The sequence below is a fragment of the Achromobacter sp. ESBL13 genome, from assembly GCF_036668755.1.
In the GTDB taxonomy this organism is placed as follows: domain Bacteria; phylum Pseudomonadota; class Gammaproteobacteria; order Burkholderiales; family Burkholderiaceae_B; genus Achromobacter.
The window spans coordinates 146,453-162,344 of record NZ_JAZEVT010000004.1 but is presented as its reverse complement, the minus strand read 5'-3'; the positions used below and the strand labels follow the sequence as shown (position 1 = coordinate 162,344).

General features: G+C 64.8%; 15 protein-coding genes. 4 read left to right on the top strand and 11 right to left on the bottom strand.

The genetic code is table 11. The features are described 5' to 3' along the window. The first annotated feature begins 6 nt into the window (after window positions 1-6). The gene (locus tag V6F88_RS17590) at window positions 7-765 is read left to right on the top strand and encodes a SapC family protein (RefSeq protein WP_332611055.1); all 759 of its coding nucleotides are present in this window, start codon (window positions 7-9) and stop codon (window positions 763-765) included. 88 nt (window positions 766-853) lie between these two features. Here V6F88_RS17590 and V6F88_RS17585 read toward each other — a convergent pair whose 3' ends face one another. Beyond that, the gene (locus tag V6F88_RS17585; RefSeq protein ID WP_332611053.1) at window positions 854-1,624 is read right to left on the bottom strand and encodes an aldolase; all 771 of its coding nucleotides are present in this window, start codon (window positions 1,622-1,624) and stop codon (window positions 854-856) included. A gap of 198 nt (window positions 1,625-1,822) precedes the next feature. On the opposite strand from V6F88_RS17585, the gene V6F88_RS17580 reads away from it, so the two are divergent. Next, on the top strand, window positions 1,823-2,839 hold the full coding sequence (locus V6F88_RS17580; protein WP_332611051.1) for a helix-turn-helix domain-containing protein: 1,017 nt from the start codon (window positions 1,823-1,825) through the stop codon (window positions 2,837-2,839). Window positions 2,840-2,854: 15 nt separating this feature from the next. Here V6F88_RS17580 and V6F88_RS17575 read toward each other — a convergent pair whose 3' ends face one another. From V6F88_RS17575 to V6F88_RS17555, 5 genes are all read right to left on the bottom strand, one after another. Then, window positions 2,855-4,168 (bottom strand): MFS transporter, encoded by a 1,314-nt coding sequence (locus V6F88_RS17575; RefSeq protein ID WP_332611049.1) that lies wholly within the window; start codon window positions 4,166-4,168, stop codon window positions 2,855-2,857. Next, on the bottom strand, window positions 4,146-4,814 hold the full coding sequence (locus tag V6F88_RS17570) for a glutathione S-transferase family protein (protein ID WP_332611047.1): 669 nt from the start codon (window positions 4,812-4,814) through the stop codon (window positions 4,146-4,148). Before V6F88_RS17570 ends, V6F88_RS17575 begins: the two co-directional genes overlap by 23 nt. Before the next feature lie 195 nt (window positions 4,815-5,009). Further along, the gene (locus V6F88_RS17565) at window positions 5,010-5,924 is read right to left on the bottom strand and encodes an NADP-dependent oxidoreductase (protein WP_332611045.1); all 915 of its coding nucleotides are present in this window, start codon (window positions 5,922-5,924) and stop codon (window positions 5,010-5,012) included. Window positions 5,925-5,938: 14 nt separating this feature from the next. After that, entirely contained in the window at window positions 5,939-6,367 is a 429-nt protein-coding gene (locus V6F88_RS17560; protein WP_332611043.1) for a nuclear transport factor 2 family protein, read from the bottom strand. 29 nt (window positions 6,368-6,396) lie between these two features. Next, on the bottom strand, window positions 6,397-6,825 hold the full coding sequence (locus V6F88_RS17555; protein ID WP_442880333.1) for a DoxX family protein: 429 nt from the start codon (window positions 6,823-6,825) through the stop codon (window positions 6,397-6,399). A gap of 93 nt (window positions 6,826-6,918) precedes the next feature. On the opposite strand from V6F88_RS17555, the gene V6F88_RS17550 reads away from it, so the two are divergent. Together V6F88_RS17550 and V6F88_RS17545 are read left to right on the top strand one after the other, a co-directional pair. Then, window positions 6,919-7,839, top strand: a complete 921-nt coding sequence (locus tag V6F88_RS17550; RefSeq protein ID WP_332611040.1) for a LysR family transcriptional regulator — start codon at window positions 6,919-6,921, stop codon at window positions 7,837-7,839. A 141-nt stretch (window positions 7,840-7,980) separates the two neighbouring features. Beyond that, window positions 7,981-9,054, top strand: coding sequence for an alpha/beta fold hydrolase (locus V6F88_RS17545; protein ID WP_332611039.1), 1,074 nt, complete (start codon window positions 7,981-7,983; stop codon window positions 9,052-9,054). A 139-nt stretch (window positions 9,055-9,193) separates the two neighbouring features. Here the strand turns inward: V6F88_RS17545 and V6F88_RS17540 are convergent, their stop codons facing one another. The 5 genes from V6F88_RS17540 to V6F88_RS17520 form a co-directional block, all read right to left on the bottom strand. After that, window positions 9,194-11,161, bottom strand: a complete 1,968-nt coding sequence (locus tag V6F88_RS17540) for an alpha/beta fold hydrolase (protein ID WP_332611036.1) — start codon at window positions 11,159-11,161, stop codon at window positions 9,194-9,196. Further along, window positions 11,136-12,092, bottom strand: a complete 957-nt coding sequence (locus V6F88_RS17535) for a glycosyltransferase family 9 protein (RefSeq protein ID WP_332611033.1) — start codon at window positions 12,090-12,092, stop codon at window positions 11,136-11,138. The genes V6F88_RS17540 and V6F88_RS17535 overlap by 26 nt, the downstream gene beginning before the upstream one ends. 177 nt (window positions 12,093-12,269) lie before the next feature. Continuing rightward, window positions 12,270-13,442 (bottom strand): serine hydrolase domain-containing protein, encoded by a 1,173-nt coding sequence (locus tag V6F88_RS17530; RefSeq protein ID WP_332611031.1) that lies wholly within the window; start codon window positions 13,440-13,442, stop codon window positions 12,270-12,272. Window positions 13,443-13,620: 178 nt separating this feature from the next. Then, complete coding sequence (locus V6F88_RS17525) at window positions 13,621-14,928, bottom strand: ATP-binding protein (RefSeq protein WP_332611030.1); 1,308 nt, start codon at window positions 14,926-14,928, stop codon at window positions 13,621-13,623. Then, window positions 14,921-15,622, bottom strand: coding sequence for a response regulator (locus tag V6F88_RS17520; protein ID WP_332611029.1), 702 nt, complete (start codon window positions 15,620-15,622; stop codon window positions 14,921-14,923). The genes V6F88_RS17525 and V6F88_RS17520 overlap by 8 nt, the downstream gene beginning before the upstream one ends. Window positions 15,623-15,892: the final 270 nt, after the last annotated feature.

Genomic DNA, 15,892 nt, shown 5'->3' with positions numbered 1-15,892 from the left:
GACACCATGACTACGCAGACTTCGCTTCCCCTGTTCTACGAACAACCCCGCCCCCTGGCTGCCGGCGTGCATGCCAACCTGTCGCTGGCCGGCAACACGGGCTTTGCCTATGCCGCCACCACCAACGCCGTGCCGCTGGTGGCCACCGAGCTGCCGACCGCCTGTCGCCACTTCCCCATCGTCTTCACCGACGGCGATCAGCCCACGCCCGTGGCGGTGTTGGGCGTGCGTGGCCAGGAAAACCTGTTCGTCGACGCCGACGGCCAGTGGCGCGCCGGCACCTACATCCCGGCTTACGTGCGCCGCTATCCCTTCATCTTCATGGAGAACGAAGACCGCAGCCAGTTCACGCTGTGCGTTGACGAGAAGGCCGCCTCGGTGGTCGAAGGCCGCGACAATCCGTTCTTCGACGAAGCCGGTGAACCCACCGACCTGGCACGCAGCGCGCTGGAATTCTGCCGCGACTACCAGAACCAGCACGCCTACACGATGGAGTTCGCGCAGGCCCTGGCCGCCGCCGATCTGCTGATCGAGAACCGCGCCGACATCACCCTGCCCGACGGCCAGCGCCTGGCCATGTCCGGCTTCAAGGTGATCGACGAAGCCAAGTTCAACAAGCTGCCGGACGACGAGTTCCTGCGCTGGCGCGCCAACGGCTGGCTGCCGCTGGTGTACTGCCATCTGTTGTCGATCAACACCTGGCCGGCCCTGATCAACCAGGTGCAGCCGACGGCTGCGGCGGAGGAAGGTGCCGCCGACGCGTAAGTGTCGTGGTGGATCAAAAAGGCCGGCCGCTCTTCGCGGCCGGCCTTTTTGTTTTGGGGCGGCTCGTTGTTTCGCGCCGAGGCTTGGCTTATGCCTGCGCAATGCCCTGCCGTTCGATACGGCGCGCGAACATGGCGAAGCTGGCTCGCACGATGCTGGGCTTGAGCAGAAAGTCGTGCGACTCGGCTGCCAGCGCATCGTCCACCGGCTTCACGTCACCGTAAGCGGCGGCGGCCAGCAATTGATTGCGCGCGGCGCGCTCGATCAGCACCGACAGGTACAGGGTTTCTTCCACAGTACCGGTCGCGGCCAGAAACCCGTGGTTGGCCAACAGCACACAGCGCTTTTTCCCCAAGGCGGCGGAAATGATTTCGCCCTCCTGGTCGGCGATCGGCAAGCCCGGCCATTCCTTCAAGTGCGCACAGTCGTTGTGAAACGGCGTCGCGTCCATGTGCGACACCACCAGCGGGCGCCCGGTCATGGTCAGGGTCGATACGTAAGGGGGATGGGTGTGCACGATGCAGCGCACATCGGGCCGGTTGCGATAAACCCAGAAGTGAAACCGCACGGCGGGGTTGGGCGTGCCCTCTCCTTCCAGCACGTCCATGTCGTCGTTGATGCGGATCACCGTGTCCGGCCGGATCTCGTCGAAGGCCTGGGCCAGCGCCGTCGTGTAGAAGGAACCGTCGTCGTTCTTCACGGTGATCTGCCCCGCCAGGGTCTCAGAGTGCCCTTCGCTTGCCAGGATGCGGCAGCTTAGGGCGATTTTTTCCCGCACGTTCCAATTACCGAAATCCAGCTTGTCGGCCGAGCGCTTGAAAAACGCGTCGGACTGCATTGCCTTGTCATCCACATTCATCTCCTGATGCCTTTGCCGGGTGGCATACCGTTGCCATTACATCCGGCAGGCGCTTTTCAGGCATTGCTTCCAACCGCACAGGGCTTGTCCGACAGTGACAAGGGCCTAGGGTAAACGGCAGGTGCGTGCGCGATCAGCGTCGATACAATGATTTCGCGGGCGCTTGGCCCGCACGGAAAGTCGGGTTCATCCATCGACATGCAAGCCGCCCCATCGCTTCCGCCTGCCGCTTCCCAGCAGGAACCGGACCTGAATTTCGCGCCCCGTTTTCGTCCCTTCTACGAGGCCGAACTGTCCGGCTATCAGGCGCGACTGAACAAGCTGGTGCTGCCGGGGGACTTCCTGCCGCTGACCCTGCAACCGCGCCTGCATCTACAGGCATGCCGCCTGCGCGCGGGCGGCCTGGCCGTGAACCTGGAATCCACGCCCATGACGGTGCAGCACCGGGCCGAACATGCGGCCGATGCGCTACGGGCGGAATTCCTGGCCAGCTTCATCATCGAAGGGCACGGCACCATCAGCCAGAACGGCGCGAGCCTGCCCGTGGAAACGGGCGACATCATTTTTCGTACCACCGCCCTGCCTTCCGAAGTGCGCATGCTGACGGACTCCAGGCTGGTCGTGATCAAGGGATCCTTGCTGAATCTGCTAGGCATGCACTTGCAGGATATCTCGCAGTTCACGGCGCAACGCGCGGCGTCGACGCTGCCGATGGTGCGCACGGCCCACCACTGCCTGGGGCATGTTTTTTTTGAGCCGCCCGACGCCGTCAGCCCCACGTCCAGCATGTTTGCGGAACAGGCGTTGATCTCTTTGCTGGCGGCCATCTACACCAGCCAGGCGCTGGAGCAATTGCCGACCACCGAGCGCGGCCCCATCGAAAGCTGGCAGGCGATTACCAGCTACGTGGATACGCACATCACCGACAACGACTTGTCCGTGGCGGCGGTGGCGCGCGCGCTGCGCGCTTCCAGCCGCTGGGTGCATCGCTTGTTTCAGATGCGCGGCATCCAGTATGGCCAGTACGTGCGCGAGCGCCGGTTGCAGCTGGCCCGCAGCGCACTGGAAGATCAGTGCAGGGCACATGTCCCCGTCAAGGACATTGCGCTGAGCTGTGGATTCCAGGATGCAAGCCACTTCAGCCGATGCTTCCAGCAACGGTTCGGCAGCCCGCCGAACAAATACCGTGCGGCGGTGCTGGCGCTGGATCGATAAACGGCTTGCTGAAGATCAGGGCGCGGAGCGTGCCCGGGTGGTGGGCTTCATCAAGAACGCCGACGTGCCCGCAACGACGCCCAGCACCGCCAGGTACGCGCCCACGGGCACGATGCTGTCGAACCGAGCCACCAACATTGCCGACACCATCGGCGCCAAGCCCCCCCCGATTGCGGCGGAAAACTGCACGCCGATCGACAGGCCCGAGTACCGCAGCTCTGGCGGAAACTGGGCCGCATATAAGCTGGACTGGGGCGCAATCATCATCGCGTAGTTCAAGGCCATGGCGATGAACGCCGCCACGCTATAGGCAAGCAGCGAGCCGCTGCCCACGGCCATGAAGATCGGAACCGCCATCACGGCCAGCAACAGCCCACCCCAGCCGCAGACGCGCCTTGCGCCGAAGCGGTCGCCCAACATGCCGAACACGGGTATGGTGAACGTCATCACGGCCGCGCCGTATAGCAGCGCTTGCAGCGCGTCGGACCGGCTGAAGCCCAGCATCGATACCGCATACGACACCGAGAAAACAAGGAAGGTGTAGATCAACGTGACTTCGGCCAGCTTGCATCCCACGCACAGCAACAACGCCTTGCCATGCTTGCCCAGCAATTCGGCCACGGGCAGCTTGACCTGCGTTTGCTCGGCCTTGACGCGGGCGAAATCCGGCGACTCGTCGATGCCACGGCGTATCAATATCCCGACCACGATCAACACCGCGCTGGCCAAAAAAGGCAGCCGCCAGCCCCACGACAGAAAGTCTTCTTCAGGCAACCGCGTGACCAGGGCGAAGGCGCCCACGGACAGCAGGATGCCCAGCGGCGACCCCACCAAAGGCAGGCTGCCAAACAGGCCCTTCCATCGGGGTGGCGCGTGTTCCACGGCCATCAGCATGGCACCGCCAAGTTCGCCACCAAACGACAAGCCTTGCCCGATGCGCAGCGCCACCAACAAGATCGGCGCCCACACGCCAATTTGCTCGTAGGTGGGCAACAGCCCGATCAGCACCGTACAGATGCCCATCATGAGCAGGCTAAGCGTCAACATGGACTTGCGACCGATGCGGTCCCCAAAGTGCCCGAACAGGATCCCGCCGATGGGCCGCGCCAGCATGCCGCTGGCAAAGGCGGCAAACGCCGCCAGCGTGCCGGTCAAGGGGTCGAACTGCGGGAAGAAGAGCTTATTGAAGACCAGTGCGGCGGCCGTGCCGTACGCCAGGAAATCAAACGCTTCAACGGCTGTGCCCACTACCGTGGCCACAGAGATTCGAAGCAGGTTCGGCTTTTTTCCAGCCCCTACGTTCACGTCAGGTCGAGAGATCGCTTCCATGTTTTTCCCCAGTGTGTTTTGTGTTGGTGTGTTGTGGCGCGACGTAACCCGGCAGTTCTTCGATGCGCCGGCGCCAAGCCGACAGGGCGGGATAGCCGTCCAGATCGATGCCGGCCTCTTCTGCCAATGCCAGATAGCCATAACAGGCGATGTCCGCGACGCTGCGTACGGTCGCCAGCCAGGGGCTGACGCCAAGGCGCTTTTCCAGTTGTTTCAACAGCCGATCCGTCCGCAGCTTCAGGCCCTGCACATCAAGCAGCGCTTCACTGACGCCCAGGTGATGCGCGGCCTCGGCGTGGCTGACCACCTTGGTCAGCCGCAACGGCTGCAAGCTGTTGGCAATTTCGTTGGCCGACACCGACAGCCACGCGTGCATCTGCGCGCTATGAGGAAGCGGCGCCAGCCACTGCGGGGCGTGCTTCTGCGCCAGGTACATCAGGATGGCGTGGCTGTCCCAAACGGCCAGACCCCCGTCATCGATCGCCGGGACTTGCCTCCACGCGCTGATGCGTTCGAACGCCTCGGTCTGGTTCTTGCGCGCCAGCACATCCATGAACTCGCGCCGATAGGGCAATGCGATCAACGCCAGGAAGAGGCGCACCTTGTAGCAATTGCCGGATCGGGGATGGTCGTAGAGCGTAATCATGGGGAGCGGGGCCGGATGCCTGTCAGATAGCCTGCACGGGGAGATGCAGGGAATCTTAGGGGCGCCCGCTCGGGGGGAATTGACAAGACGCGCACGGCGATTGACCGGAAGCGACAGGCGGTTGGCGGTCGGAAGCCGGCAACGGGGCGCTTGCCGACCTGCCGCTGCCGACAAGCGCCTTCACGCCCCGTCGCGTCAAGCCGACATATCAAGAATGACCTTCCCGCGCACGTGGCCGCCCATGCTGCGTTCAAGGGCACGGTTTGCCTGCGCCAGGGGAAAGGCCGAATCCAGATGGGTGCGCAGACCACCGGATGCGTATAGCGCCGCCAAATCCGTCAACAGCTGCCCGTCGGCGCGGGTTGCGAAGTGCTTTCCGGTTGCCCCCGCCGGGATGTCGGCATGGTCGGTGTCCGGCCGGCTGACCGTCGACACCAGGGTGCCTCCCGGCTTCAGTACCGACCATGAACGCGCCTGCGTGCTTGCGCCGACCAGATCAATCACAAGATCAACCTTGGGCACCTGCTGGGAAAAGTCGCCTGCCCGATAGTCGATGAATTGCGCGGCGCCAAGTTCAAGAACATAGTCGCGGTTACCGGCCGACGCGGTGCCGATCACCTGCGCGCCCGCCAGGTTGGCCAACTGGACCGCTGCGCTTCCCACCCCTCCGGCCGCCGCATGAATCAAGACCGACTGGCCCGATTGCAGCGCGCCGTGTTCGTGTAGCGCCTGCCAGGCGGTAAGCGTTGCCGCGGGCATGGCGGCCGCCTGGGCAAAACTCAGCCCCGCCGGCTTTCGCGCGAGCCGGGCCGCATCGACGACCACCCTGCTTGCGTAGGCGCCAACGATGCCGATGAAGCCCATTACCTCATCCCCCGGCGCCAACGTCGTGACATTACGTCCGACGGCGACGACGGTACCGGCGGCATCGACGCCCGGGGTGAACGGCAGCGCCAGCTTGATGAACGCCTGCATCGAGCCGCTGACGATTTTCCAGTCAATCGGGTTTACCGCCGCCGTGGCGACGTCGATCAGGACTTCGTTTTCGCCGGGGACGGGATCGTCCACTTCGGCCAGGGTCAGCACGTCGGGGGTGCCGTAGGCAAACACACGGATGGCTTTCATCAGATGCTCCTTGAAGGAACGCCCACAATCGGGGCATCGAAGGCCAACGCGGCCTTCACCGGATCGAAGTACTCGCGCAGCCGGGCAATACGCCCGTCGCGCACGGTCAGAAACACCACGTACTCTTGTTGATAGTGCCGTCCCGTCGCCGCAACCTTGCCTTCCGCCTGCACTCGGGCGACGGCATGGTGCGCGTCGTCGGTGGCGACGATCTGGGCATCGAAGAAGCGGAAGTCGCTCACCGCGTCCACGAACCAACCCGCGTGGCGCAGGACGGCATCGCGGCCCTCAAGTTGCAACGGGTGGCCCAGGCTGGGCGCGTAGGGCAGGTCCCACACGATGTCGTCATGAATCAATGTCTGCCACGTCGGGTTGTCGTCAACCAGCAATTGCAGGTGTTGCCGTAGCAGTTCTGTCGCGATGGTCATGATGGTTTCCTTTGTTCCGGTGGATGCGATCAGGCCAGCGCGCGCTTGGCTTGCGCACGGCGGTTGTCCACGCTGAAGCTGCCTGCGCCGAATGCCACGACCTGTAGCAGGCCGCCTGCCATGGCCAGGTTCTTCAGGAAATGAAACATCTGGTTCTGGTCGGCCAACGCATGGTGGAAGATCAGCGCGGTCACCAGGGCGTAAAGGGCCAACAGCAGGGCGGTCGGCCGCGTGCGGTAACCGACTATCAGCAACAGAGAGCCACCTAATTCCAGCGCCGCGGCGGCCACCAGGCCCAGCTCCGGACTGGGCAGCCCCAGCGACCCGATATAGGCCAGGGCGGCGCCGGGGTCCATCAGCTTGCCGATACCGCTAAGCAGGAAGATTGCCGCGATGAAAGCGCGGCCGATAGCCGGGATGGCGGGGTGGGCATTCAGGTTCGAAGTCATGTGAATCATCCTTTCCAAAGAGTTGATGTCCGCAGAATAGAGACTTGACACGTATCCAGATAGCCTATATTTCTAGATGCAATCCATCTACTTCATCGATATATGCTCGACGCCGTTTCGTTAGACCAGCTGCGCACTTTCATTGCCGCCGCTGACGAAGGAAGCTTCTCGGCCGCGGGCCGCAAACTCAGGCGTGCCCAGTCGGTGGTCAGCCACACGCTGGCGAATCTTGAAAACCAGCTTGGCGTGCGTCTCTTTGACCGCAATGGCCGCTATCCCCGCCTGACCGAAGAAGGCGCCGCGCTGTTGGCGCAAGCGCGCCTGGTGGTCGGCGGCATGGACGGGTTCAAGTCCAAAGCCCGCGCGATTGCCGAGGGGCTGGAAGCTGAACTGTCGGTGGTGGTGGACGTCATGTACCCCATGGCATCGTTGACGGACACCGTTGGCGCATTCCGACAAGCGTTTCCGCACACGCCGCTGCGGCTGTATGTCGAAGCCCTGGGCGCCGTCGTGCAGCCGGTGCTGGAACAGGCTTGCCGGCTTGGCATCAGCGGCTCGATGCCGGCGGTGCCGGATCTGCTAGACGCAGAAAAGCTGTTGGACGTGCCCATGTTGACGGTGGCCGCACCGTCACACCCGCTGGCGTCGCATCAGGGTCTTATCCGCACGCGCGACCTGGAGGAACACGTGCAACTGGTGCTGACAGACCGCACCACGCTGACCGAAGGCGCGACATTCGGCGTGCTTTCGCCCCAGATCTGGCGGCTTGCCGATCTTGGCGCCAAGCACGCATTCTTGCGTGCCGGCTTCGGATGGGGCCACATGCCCACGGAAATGGTGCAGTCGGACCTGGAGGCCGGCGCGCTGGTCAAGTTGCGCATCGAGGCTTTTCAACCGCGCACCCCGCCCATCGCCATGTTCGCGATCTACCGGAAAGACACGCCGCCGGGGCCGGCGGGCAGATGGTTCCTGAAGCGGCTGAAGGGGCCACCGGGAAAGACGGAGCACGCGCTGGGTCGGTAGATAAGGCAAATACCGCCTGTATTGCATCGCACTGTATCCGTCTGCCGGGACGGTACATTGCGACACCCAAGACCATCGCGCAGCCCCTATAAATCGTTCGCAGCCCGTCCAAACCCGCGAACTTTTCCAGGAGCTTTCACGATGACCCACCCCACTGACCCGCAGCGCCGCCGCCTGCTCGCCACCACATCGACACTGGCCGCCGCCAGCCTGCTGAACCTTGCCGCAAGCGGCAGCGCATGGGCCAAGGCCGAGGTGTCCTCCGGCGTGTCAAAAAGCACGGCAACCGCTGGCGTCGCCGCCCGTGGCGGCGCTACACCCTTTGGCGACATCCGCCAGATTCGCGCCGGTACGCTGGATGTGGGCTACGTGGACGCGGGCCCGGCCAACGGCCCCGTCGCCATCCTGCTGCACGGCTGGCCCTACGACATCCACGCCTTCGCGGACGTGGCGCCCCGGCTTACCGGCGCGGGTTACCGCGTGATCATTCCCTACCTGCGCGGCTACGGTTCGACGCGGTTTCTGTCGGCGGACACGCCGCGCAATGGTCAACAGGCGGTTGTCGCGGTCGACATCATTGCGTTGATGGACGCGCTGAAGATTGAACGCGCGGTGATCGCCGGATTCGACTGGGGCGCGCGCACCGCCGATATCCTGGCCGCGCTGTGGCCCGAACGCTGCCTGGCATTGGTCTCGGTCAGCGGCTACCTGATCGGCAGCCAGGCGGCCAATCGCAAGCCCCTGCCCCCAGAGGCGGAGTTCCAGTGGTGGTATCAGTTCTACTTCGCCACCGAACGCGGCGCAGCGGGCTACGCCGCGAATCGGGATGGCTTCAACAAGCTGATCTGGCAACTGGCGTCGCCGCAGTGGAAGTTCGACGACGCCACCTACCAGCGTTCGGCGCGTGCGTTCGACAACCCGGATCATGTGGCGGTGGTGGTGCACAACTACCGCTGGCGCCTGGCGCTGGCCGACGGCGAAGCGCAATACGACGCGCTGGAAAAGCGCCTGGCCGCCGCTCCGAAGATCACCGTACCCACGATCACGCTGGAAGGGGACGCCAACGGTGCCCCGCACCCGCCACCCGCCGCCTACGCCAAGCAGTTCACGGGCAAATACCAGCACCGCGAGATCACCGGCGGTATCGGTCACAACCTGCCGCAAGAGGCGCCGCGGGCGTTCGCCGACGCGGTGCTACAGGTGGCGGGGCGTTGACGGAAATCGGCGCCGACGGGCTTGCCGAACCTGCACACGTTTGCAGAGCGTCACACCGCGATTCATCGTCTGGGCTTTGCAGTATCGAGGACGCAAAGTGATCGGCCGGCGCCCCGCAATGCACTTGCCATCACGCCCGTCACGCCACATTGACGACCGCCTGGCCCGCAGGCGCTTCCACGATGTCGTTGACGAACGCCGCTACCCGCGCGGTCACGTCGTTGCGTTCGCGGTCCAGCAGGGTCAACGGGTGGCTGCCGTCCAGCAAGTGCAAGGACACGTTTGCGTGGCATGCGCGGTTCACAATGTCGAAGGCGTTCGAGACGGACGCGATGTCATTGTCCCGGGCATGCATGACCAGGCACGGGGCGCGCAGTATGTGCAGCCGTCGCCATACCGACGCCGAGAGTTTTTGCGCCTGGGCCACCGACCACCAGGGGGTGCCCGGCGACGACGCCCCCCGGCTTGCAACAACGCGATGGCGGCCGATGCCCAGGCCCTGCAAGAGCGGCAACAGGAAGCCCAGCCTGGCGTAGCGCGGCAAGCCTCGGCCGTCGTGACGGAACACGGGGGACAACGCCAGCACACCGGCAACATGCAGCGGGCGTTCCTGCGCCAGGGCCAGTGCCAGCACGGCGCCAACCGACTGCCCGCCCAGCACCACGTGATCGACCCGGTTTGCCAGCAGGTCGGCACCGCGCCGCACGCTTGCAAGCCAATCCAGCCAGCGTGTGCCCACCAGTTCATCCAGCGTGCCGCAATGACCGGCCAGCTTGACCGCCAGCACGGTGTAGCCGCGACGGTGCAGCCCCAGCGCCAGCACCCGCATGTCTTCGGGCGTGCCCGCCAGACCATGAACCAGCAGGATGCCCGTGCGGCCGCGCGCGCCTGTGCCGGTCAACAGATATTCGTGGGCCTGTACCTCCAACGGATCGACGTAGGCGGGGACGGCGCGCGTGGCTGACGGCGAACGGTCAGCCGCCGCGCGCAGGCCCGGCTCCATGGCGCGGCGGTACGCATCCAGCGTGTGGAACATCTTTTCGCTAAGGCGGAAATGCGTCTCGGCGTACGTTCTGGCGCGGGTCACGACCGCTTGCGCATCGCTGGGGTCGTTTCGGATTTGCAGGATGCGCTGGACATAGCCCGCGATGTCGCCCGGCGCGGCCAGCCATCCGGTCTGGCCGGGCACGACGATCTCGGGCAGGCCGCCCACCTCGCTGGCGACAACGGGCCGGCCCATGGCGTAGGCCTCGGGCACCACGCGCGACCAGGCTTCCGTGGCCGAGGGCACCAGCACCACGTCCGCCGCCCGCATCATGTCGGGCACATCGCTGCGATGTCCGGCGAAAACGACATGGTCGGAGATGCCCAGTTCGATCGCCATACGGTAAAGCTCGTACGCATAGGCGCGGGTGGCCGCGGTGGGCATGCCCACGACGAGCGCCACGGCAGGCACGCCCAGCGCGCGCAAACGCTGCACCACACGCAGCAGATCGGCCTGGCCCTTTTCCGGGCGCAGCATGCCCACGGTGGCGATGACGTATGCATCGTCCGGGGCCGGCATCTCCAGGCCGCGGCGGATGCGCAAACGCGCGTCTGGGTCTTCGGCCTGGCGGAAGAACTCGTCGCCCGCCCATTCCCCCACCACGCTGATGCGATCTTCACGAAACAGCCGCGCCGCCAGCAGTTCTTGCTTGCCCACGTTGCTGGTGGCGATGACGTGATCGCAGCCGACGCGCCATTCCAGCCGCCGGCGGGGCGACGTGCGCATGGGTTTGGCGAAATGCCGGGTTCGAACCACCGCGCACAGGTCGCGGCACAGCGCGGCGGTTTTACCGTCGGCGCGACTGTGGCTATCGATTACCTCGATGCGCAGGGACTTCACCGCGCGGCGCAACGCCAGGACGGTTGCGGGCGCGTAGGCCGGTTTGAAATCGATGTCTACCGTTGTCAGGTTGCGCTCGCGCGCCGCGCCGCTGACGCCGCTGCCCGAGGGCGATGCGATGGCCACGTCGTAGCCATGCCTTTGCAACCAACTTGCCTGCTCCAACGTACGAAATTCCAGCCCGCCAAGACTCGATTCAGCCAGCGTATGCAGGATGCGCATGATGCTCCAGTACATTGCGGCAGGCGGTCAGCACTTCGTCGGAAGTGATGGCGTTGATGCCATCCTGCGGGCGGCGCGGCACCACAGCGGCCGAGCCGGGCCGCTGCCAGAACCATTCAGGGTTCGTCTCGTTGAACACGCCCACATAGGGCACACAGGCGCCTTGCGCGATATGCGAAGGCCCGCAGTCGTTGGCCACCACCAGGCGCGCGCGCAGCATGATGGCGCTTAGCTCTGGAATCGTGCGGCAATACGCAACCGCAAAGTCCGGCCGCTGCATCGCCTGCAAGGCGTCTCGTTCAGCGGCCTCTTGCTGGCCCAACACGAAGAGAAAGCGGGCGCCCTCGCCCATTACGCGCTTCAGGCCGTCTGCCAGCTGCACATAGTTCGCCAGGCTCCACCGCTTGAACGCGCCCGAGCCGCCGCCAGGAACCATCACCACATCGGCACTTTGCGCGGTGCGCAAGTGCGGACCCGCCAGTGCTTCAAAACACGCGCGCGGCACGCGTTCAACATCAAAAGGACGATAGGAGGCCAGCATGTTCAGATTGGCCTGCCCGATATATTCCGCGATGTTCTTGCGGTGCCAATGCGTCCAGACGATGTCGGTCAACCGTCCATGACGAAAGCCCAGGCGGGTGGGCGGCAAGCGCAGCAGATTGACCAGGCCGAAGCGTTCGCTGCTGTGATGCAGGCTGACGGACACCTGCGTCTCTTTTTTCAGGCAGCGCAGGTAGCCGCCCAGCGTCGAGGCGCGCACGAACTCATCAACCCATGGCAGCGCCTGGTAGAACGCGCCCACATCGTCACGCGCAACCACGCTGATTCGTCGAGACGGCCACCATTCTTTCAGTTGATACAGCGTTGGCATGGCAACGATCTGGTCGCCCAGCTTCTGCTGGCTTCTAACATACACAACGATTTCCGACATCGGCGTCCTCCATGCTTGTCAACGCGGCCACTTGGCCGCTGGCGGGCAATGTATCGAGACAAGAGCGGAAAAGTTCTCAAATCTCATTAACCTTTGTAAAGAAAGGTACGAGGGCACCTGAAACAACGCCACAATTCATCAGACGCGACACGTGCCCCCCGGCCCCCCGCGCGTCTTTCAGGCCGGTCCGCCGCCCTGCCTGGCTTGGCGCATCATGCGCATCGCCAGCGTGGAAACGGCCGCGACCAGCGCCTCGCTGGAATCCGAGTTGCCCATGACCAGCACGGCCAGCTTGTCCTGCGGCGCCAACACCCAGCGCGAATGGAAAGCTTCCGTGGCCCCGCTGTGTTCGCGTACTGACGTCGCGCTGACCACGTTGTCGTCACAGGGCGCGGCCAACCACGACAAGGCGAATCGGCAATCCAGGTCCAGCCCGTCGCCCGCCACGGTTTGCAGCCCCAGCAGCGTTTGCGCCGATTGCACCGTCAGCACGCGCCGGACGTTGGCGTTGCCCTCGGCGTTGTCCTTCGCATTTCCCTCAGCGTTGCCCTCGGCTTTGCCCTCGGCTTTGCCACCGTACGCGCCTTTGGCGAACAACATGCTGCTAAAGCGCGCCATCTCAGATGCACTGACCCACAAGCCGTCTGCCGCCTCGTTGGGCTGTGGCGCCTCTGCCCAGGGCTGGCCACGCCGATAGCCCACCGCGCGCTGCTCCAGCATGCGTTCATGCGGCCGAAATCCCGCGCGCGGCATGTTCAAGGGGTGAAGAATCGTGCGGCGCACATAGGTGTCAAACGGTTCTTGGGCCACGTGCGCCACCATGTCGCCCAACAAGGCATAAGCCATGTCGGCGCGGGCGCGGCCCATCGTGTCTTCCAACGTGCCGGGATGCAGGTTCAGCAAGTTTCGTGCCGTGTAAGGCGCGGCGCCCAGCCACTGCAGGGCGTTGCGGCGGGGCTCGACGTGCCAATCGGGCAAGGCGTCCGTGGCGGGTGCGTCCAGGGGCAGTCGGCCGTCATCGGCGGCGCGCAACACACTGGCCGCCGTGACAATCTTGCTGATGGCACCCACGCGATACAGCGTGTCGCCGGTAGCGCGGCGATGCCGCGACGCATCCGCCACCCCAAAGCCCGTGCTCCAGACGATGCGCTGATCCTCGACAATGGCGATTGACAGGCCGGGCACCTTGGACGCGGCCATGTCGTAGGGAATGCGCTCGGTCAGGTAGGTCATGACCGCCGCGTAGTCGCCTTTGGCGATTGTGGCGGGCGCGGCGGGCGGCAGGGTCTGGCAACCGCCGCCGGCAAGCAACAGCGATCCGATGGCGGCCAGGCGGCTTAGCGAGAACATGGAGGACGCATACCCTGTGAAAGAGGAATGCCGTGATGCTATCCATGCCGCGTCGCGGGATCTTTCCCGCTTTGTAGGGAGTTTGTGAAGATCTTTGTCGTGACGCGCGCGTCCTCGTCGGCGGCGCGTTCGGTCGGGCCGCGCTCGGTCGGGCCGCGCTCGGCCAGACAGCGCCAGGTCAGCCGACGTTCCAGCTGATTACGAACCGGGCGCCGCCCAAGGGGCTGTCGGAAACCTGCGCCGTGCCGTTGTGCCAGCGCGCCACGCGGCTGACGATGGCCAGCCCCAGCCCCGTGCCGCCCGTATCGCGCGCCCGGCTTTCGTCCAACCGGATGAACGGTTCGAAGACCCGTTCGCGATCGGCGGGCGGCACGCCGGGCCCGTCGTCATCCACCGTCAGCACATAGTGCCGCGGCGCCGGGCTGGTCAGGCCGACCTGTACCCGTTCGCCGGCGTGGCGGATCGCGTTTTGCAGCAGGTTGAGCAAGGCGCGCGTCATGTATCGCGGGTGCAGATGCACCTTGTCGGATTCGCACTGCGTCACCTTGCAATGCACGCCCAGCAGTTCGGCCTCGAACGCGGCATGCTGCACCACGGCATCCAGCCAGCCGCGCGCGTCCTGGGCTTGTAGCGGCACGTCGGCGCTCTTGTGCTGCAAGCGCGCATACATCAGCAGCTCCGAGGCCATGCTGTCCAGCTCGGCCACATCGCTTTTCATGTCCTCGACCAAGCGCTTGCGCGCCTCCGGGTCGGCCTCGCGGTCGATCATGTCCAGCTCGAACGACAGCCGCGCAATCGGCGTGCGCAGTTCATGCGACACCGCGTTGGTCAGTTCGCGCTGATTGCTGATCAGCGCGGCAATGCGATCCGACATCTGGTTGAAGGTGTCGCCCAGCCCGCGGATGCTGGAATACCGCGACAAGCGGGCGCGCGCCTGCAAGTCGCCCTGCCCCATGCGGTGCGCGGCCGTCTTCAGCGCTTCCAGGTCGCGCCAGATCGGCAGCGCCCACACCAGCATGAAGCCGCACAGCAGCAAGCCCAGCGCGGTGTAGATGGCCACGATGACCCAGGTGCCCACGAGCGGCTCGGGCGGCATCTTGACCAGCAACCATTGCGCGCCCGGCCCGGGCAGCGCGGACACAAAGCTCATCTGCTTGTCACGCAGGAAGAAGCCGCCCGCTTCGATGGTGCGCCGCTCGTCGTCAGTCAGCGCGAAGTCGGGCGAGTTGTAGTCGGCGGGGTCCAGCACCTGCAAGGCCAGGCCGTAATGCGGGGCCAGCGTATCGCGCACATAGTCGCGGCGCGCCTCGGGCGGCACACTGGCCAATTCCAGCTTCAGGCTGTGCAATTGCCCGCGCACCGCTTCGCGCGTGTAGTTCGCGGTCTCGGGCTCGAAGACGTAGTTCGCAACCCGCTCGACCACTTCATTCGACAGCACAAAACCGATCGCCAGCACCACGAAGATGCGCAGAACGAACTTAAGCATCGCCGAGCTCGTGCGCCTTGGGAGAAAACAGGTAACCCTTGCCCCAGACGGTCTTGATGCGCGCCGGGTCGCGCGGATCATCGTCCAGCTTGCGGCGCAGTTTGCTGACGCACACGTCCACACTGCGGTCCAGGCCGTTGAATTCAATGCCGCGCACCGCATTCAGCAGATCGTCGCGCGTCAGCACCTGACCGGCCTGGCTGGCCAACGCCCACAGCATCTCGAATTCCATGGTCGTCAGATCGACGTCCGCGCCGGCAAGCGTGACCGAGCGCGTCGGGCGGTCAATCGATAACGGGCCGAACACCAGCTGATCCGGCTGCGCGTCCGTCTGATTGTGGCGGCGCATCACGGCACGAATCCGCGCAAGCAACACGCGCGGCTCCACCGGCTTGATAACGTAATCGTCCGCGCCGGACTCCAGCCCAAGAATCTGGTCCAGATCATCTTCACGCGCGGTCAGCATCAGGATGGGCGCCGAAGAAAAGGCGCGCAGGTCGCGGCACACCTGCAAGCCGTCGCGGCCCGGCAGCATCAGGTCCAGGATGGTGATGGCCGGCTCATGGCGCCGAAACGCCTCCACCGCCTGGTCACCGCGATAGGCCTGGGCGACCTTGAAACCATGTTGCTCCAGAAATTGCGCAATCAGGCGCGAGAGCTTCGGATCGTCTTCAACTAACAAGGCCTTGGTCATGGTGTCCGGACAAGAGGAGATCGGAAGATAACGGACCGGATGGCAATGGCTACCGGGCATTTTTTGCCCGGCAAGCATACACCGAATAAATCTGCGCTTTCGGGGCACCCTCCCTGAGGGTTGCGAGGCCATGAAAACGCCCCGCGCCGCATCGAAAACGGCGTTTTCAGGCGTACTATCGTTGATGTTCATGCTTGCGCGCAAAGCCATGACTCGATGACGGGCGGCATGACGTCGTCGCGCACAGCGGCAACCGCGCCGCCCTCAACG

Coding starts and splice junctions, on each gene's coding strand:
- V6F88_RS17590 (WP_332611055.1), top strand. CDS start 7: ATGACTACGCAGACTTCGCTTCCCCTGTTCTACGAACAACCCCGCCCC.
- V6F88_RS17585 (WP_332611053.1), bottom strand. CDS start 1,624: ATGAATGTGGATGACAAGGCAATGCAGTCCGACGCGTTTTTCAAGCGC.
- V6F88_RS17580 (WP_332611051.1), top strand. CDS start 1,823: ATGCAAGCCGCCCCATCGCTTCCGCCTGCCGCTTCCCAGCAGGAACCG.
- V6F88_RS17575 (WP_332611049.1), bottom strand. CDS start 4,168: ATGGAAGCGATCTCTCGACCTGACGTGAACGTAGGGGCTGGAAAAAAG.
- V6F88_RS17570 (WP_332611047.1), bottom strand. CDS start 4,814: ATGATTACGCTCTACGACCATCCCCGATCCGGCAATTGCTACAAGGTG.
- V6F88_RS17560 (WP_332611043.1), bottom strand. CDS start 6,367: ATGACCATCGCGACAGAACTGCTACGGCAACACCTGCAATTGCTGGTT.
- V6F88_RS17555 (WP_442880333.1), bottom strand. CDS start 6,825: ATGATTCACATGACTTCGAACCTGAATGCCCACCCCGCCATCCCGGCT.
- V6F88_RS17550 (WP_332611040.1), top strand. CDS start 6,919: ATGCTCGACGCCGTTTCGTTAGACCAGCTGCGCACTTTCATTGCCGCC.
- V6F88_RS17545 (WP_332611039.1), top strand. CDS start 7,981: ATGACCCACCCCACTGACCCGCAGCGCCGCCGCCTGCTCGCCACCACA.
- V6F88_RS17540 (WP_332611036.1), bottom strand. CDS start 11,161: ATGCGCATCCTGCATACGCTGGCTGAATCGAGTCTTGGCGGGCTGGAA.
- V6F88_RS17535 (WP_332611033.1), bottom strand. CDS start 12,092: ATGTCGGAAATCGTTGTGTATGTTAGAAGCCAGCAGAAGCTGGGCGAC.
- V6F88_RS17530 (WP_332611031.1), bottom strand. CDS start 13,442: ATGTTCTCGCTAAGCCGCCTGGCCGCCATCGGATCGCTGTTGCTTGCC.
- V6F88_RS17525 (WP_332611030.1), bottom strand. CDS start 14,928: ATGCTTAAGTTCGTTCTGCGCATCTTCGTGGTGCTGGCGATCGGTTTT.
- V6F88_RS17520 (WP_332611029.1), bottom strand. CDS start 15,622: ATGACCAAGGCCTTGTTAGTTGAAGACGATCCGAAGCTCTCGCGCCTG.